This is a genomic window from Marinospirillum sp. (assembly GCF_014859565.1).
The window spans coordinates 1-2,918 of sequence record NZ_JACUUA010000336.1; the positions used below are offsets into that span (position 1 = coordinate 1).

Here is a 2,918-nt window from a genome sequence, read left to right on the forward strand (position 1 = left end):
AAAACTGGCCTTTGGCTTGGCCGTAGGCGTTAACTGCCTTGCGGTTGTGCTGGTTATCAGCACGCATTTGATGAAGGCTGGTGCGGATTTGTTGTGACTTGGTCTGTAGTTCTGCATCCAGTGTTTCCAGTGTTTGCAGTTGTGTTAAATGTTTTTGGACATCCGCTTCTGACCAGCTCTGACTGAATACCTGATGCACTAGCTGATCGCGGATTTTAGCCAGTTTTTCGGTTTTTTCCGCGTTATCAGCTTCTGCCTCGGTCATTTTGCCGATCTCATCCAACAGCAAACGCGTGGCCTTGATGGCTTGCTCCAATGCTTGCACTGGGTTGAGGTTGTCAATCGGTTCAGCACTCATGGTTTTGGTGGTTCCTGCTGGGCTTTAGATGCCTGCTCGCGCTGGAATTTCAGCAGATCTTCGCGGAATTTACGGGCTTCATCTGCAACACTTTCCCAGGCTTCTTTAATTGGGGTGAGCAGGTTAATCACCTCAATCACCGGGTCTGCTTTATTGCTGGCTTTAGCTCTGCTGATTAAACGGCCAGAGTATTCGTAAAGATTATCCAGGTTGGTGGCAAAATCTGGATCTATATCATGGCGCAGGGTGGCGCGTAGCTCGTTAACACCTGCGTGGGCTTTTTGTAACCACTTATTCTTGGATGGCTCATCTTTGCGGTCTATCGCGCTTAATGCATCATTTAGATGAGAAATAATGGCCGTGTAAAGCATCAAAGTCAGCTTGTGGGCATCCGCCTCCTGAACCTCGGTTTGCAGATGCCGGTTATTATTGACCTGTGAGGCCCAGGCTTCAGCCGACTTTTGCATTTGATAAGGAGTCTGGCGTCTTTTAATCATCTTTTACTTTACTCTTCTTCAGCGGTTGGTACAGGTCGAAGGTTTTTTACCCTAGGCTACTTTAATCACCCTAGGCTACTTTAATCACCGTTAGAATTCGACTCGGATTGCATTTAGGCTCCAGCGCCAGGTTGCTGACCAAGACCCTGTGCCTTGGCGCCCTCGGTCAAGCGTAACCAGGAGTCTACCAAGGGTTGCAGCAACGCGTCCATTTCATCCAGACGACGCAGGGCTTCTCGGCAGAAATCAGGGCTCATTGGTTGCAATAACATCCAGGCGATCTGGCGCGTTAGGTATTCATACAGCAGGTTCAAATTCTTCACCAGCTGCGGGTAGAGCTCATAACGCAGCGACAAGCGCAGCTCGTTCACACAAAACAGCGCCTTGGTTGTGTGCAGCATCTTGCGTGCCGGTTCAAAACGCGTCAAGGCCTCTTTTAAGGCCTCCAGGTGGTGGGTTAAGCCTTGGTACAGCAGATTGATCAGCTCATGTGGATCGGCTGAATCAATCACACTGCGCAAATGGTGATTAAAATTCACCTGTTCGGCCCAAGCCTGAGCCTTACGCTGCATCAGGTAGGTTGTGCGCCGCTCAGGGAACTTCATTTTCATTTGCCTGGCTCCACCAGGGTCAACAAGGCTTCCGTCGACAGCTGCCCCTGAGCGGCCACTGCCGCCTGTTGCTGCTGCTCCATCAGGCTTTGTGTCTGCTGCAAGACAGCCAGTGCCTGCTGATGATTCTCCAGTGGTTTACCATCAACTGGCCTGACCAGTGCATTAACCTGTGTATCCAGCTGCGGGGTCAGTTGCTGCAAACCACTCAACGCCTCAGCAAGGCTGCTGGCCAGACCGGCATCTTTAAGCTGCATCCACTGGCGTGGATCCGCTTGTGGGTGGCTGAGTGCCTGCAACAGCTGTGGTTGCACAGCCACATAGGGTTTTCCCTGCTCATCTTTTGGCAGGTTGAAGGTCTCTTCATCGACTGGCCCCAAAAAGCGGATAAAGGGTCCTTCCATCGTTAGTTGTGTGCCATTCACCTCAATGACCATGGCAGCATTTTCATCAAACTGCACTTGTTGCTGGCTGTTTAGCTCGACCTGCCCTTCTACCCGCAGACTGTGCCCCTGAAAATCCACTGCGGCCTGCCGCCATTGCCCCAGGTTTTGTTCTGTAGCTTGTTCAGCCACCAGCTCACGCGCCACTGCCCCAAGTTCAGATCCAATAGTGACTTGATCAGGCTCTGCCGCTAAAGGTGCCTGAAGCATTTCTGCCAGCGTGGTTCGAAAAGCTTGCACGGCTTGATAAGCGCTGGAGGAAAAATAGGGTGAATCTGGCCATTCCTTGATTTCGCCAGTAACAATATCGGCCTGATTGTTTAAACGAAACTCGGCAATACTTGGGCCACTTGCTGGTTGATTAACCGCCTGCTGATCACCTGCCTGCTGATCATCCAGCTGCACTGCTGCTGCCAGCCCACCGGGTAACCCCAGCTTTAGGTAACCCGCTGACGACCCACCGGCAGATTCAGCCACCAGGGACTCAGGCACTACCTTGCCGAGTGCCGCACCATTTAACAAGGGCTCACCATTCAGCTGTGCCTGTTGAATGGTGTCTGCAATAAACAAGGCCACTTTATCCAGTTGTGCCTGGCTCGCCGCCTTTTGTTCATCCGTGGTATGGGATTCTTGCTGTATCAGCTGCTTAGCTTGCTGCAAGGCTTCTTCTATCTGCTGTAAAGCCTCACGTGTAACCTGCACTTGCCCCAGCCCCTCGGCCAGCCACAGGTGCTCCGCTCTGGCCAGCTGGGGTGTTGCCGGAGTGGTTTGTTCTGCTTCCACGCGCAGCTGTGTTGCGGCAACATCCTGCGTTCGTGCTGCAGGTGCAATGGGTTGTTGGCGCTGCAAGGAGGCCAGGTGTGAATAGATTTCAATCGCCATTAGTGTCACTCCATAAAAAACCCAGAGATTTCTTACCGGCGCAAGAAAACACTCTGGGTTTGATTTGCGCACTGAATCCTTATAACAAGCCGAGAATCACCTGGCTAGCCTGGTTGGCTTGGGACAG

Annotated in this window: 4 protein-coding genes; all 4 read right to left on the reverse strand. The window is 52.1% G+C overall.

Annotated elements, in window-relative coordinates:
- The coding region (locus IBX50_RS19270; RefSeq protein WP_292258018.1) for a hypothetical protein at positions 1–358 on the reverse strand (358 nt) is incomplete at its 3' end.
- Positions 355–855 (reverse strand): flagellar export chaperone FliS, encoded by a 501-nt coding sequence (fliS, locus tag IBX50_RS19275; RefSeq protein ID WP_292258019.1) that lies wholly within the window; start codon positions 853–855, stop codon positions 355–357. The genes IBX50_RS19270 and fliS, both read right to left, overlap by 4 nt.
- A gap of 113 nt (positions 856–968) precedes the next feature.
- On the reverse strand, positions 969–1,466 hold the full coding sequence (locus IBX50_RS19280; RefSeq protein ID WP_292258020.1) for a flagellar export chaperone FliS: 498 nt from the start codon (positions 1,464–1,466) through the stop codon (positions 969–971).
- Entirely contained in the window at positions 1,463–2,791 is a 1,329-nt protein-coding gene (locus IBX50_RS19285) for a DUF1542 domain-containing protein (RefSeq protein ID WP_292258021.1), read from the reverse strand. The genes IBX50_RS19280 and IBX50_RS19285 overlap by 4 nt, the downstream gene beginning before the upstream one ends.
- Positions 2,792–2,918: the final 127 nt, after the last annotated feature.

Coding starts and splice junctions, on each gene's coding strand:
- fliS (WP_292258019.1), bottom strand. CDS start 855: ATGATTAAAAGACGCCAGACTCCTTATCAAATGCAAAAGTCGGCTGAA.
- IBX50_RS19280 (WP_292258020.1), bottom strand. CDS start 1,466: ATGAAAATGAAGTTCCCTGAGCGGCGCACAACCTACCTGATGCAGCGT.
- IBX50_RS19285 (WP_292258021.1), bottom strand. CDS start 2,791: ATGGCGATTGAAATCTATTCACACCTGGCCTCCTTGCAGCGCCAACAA.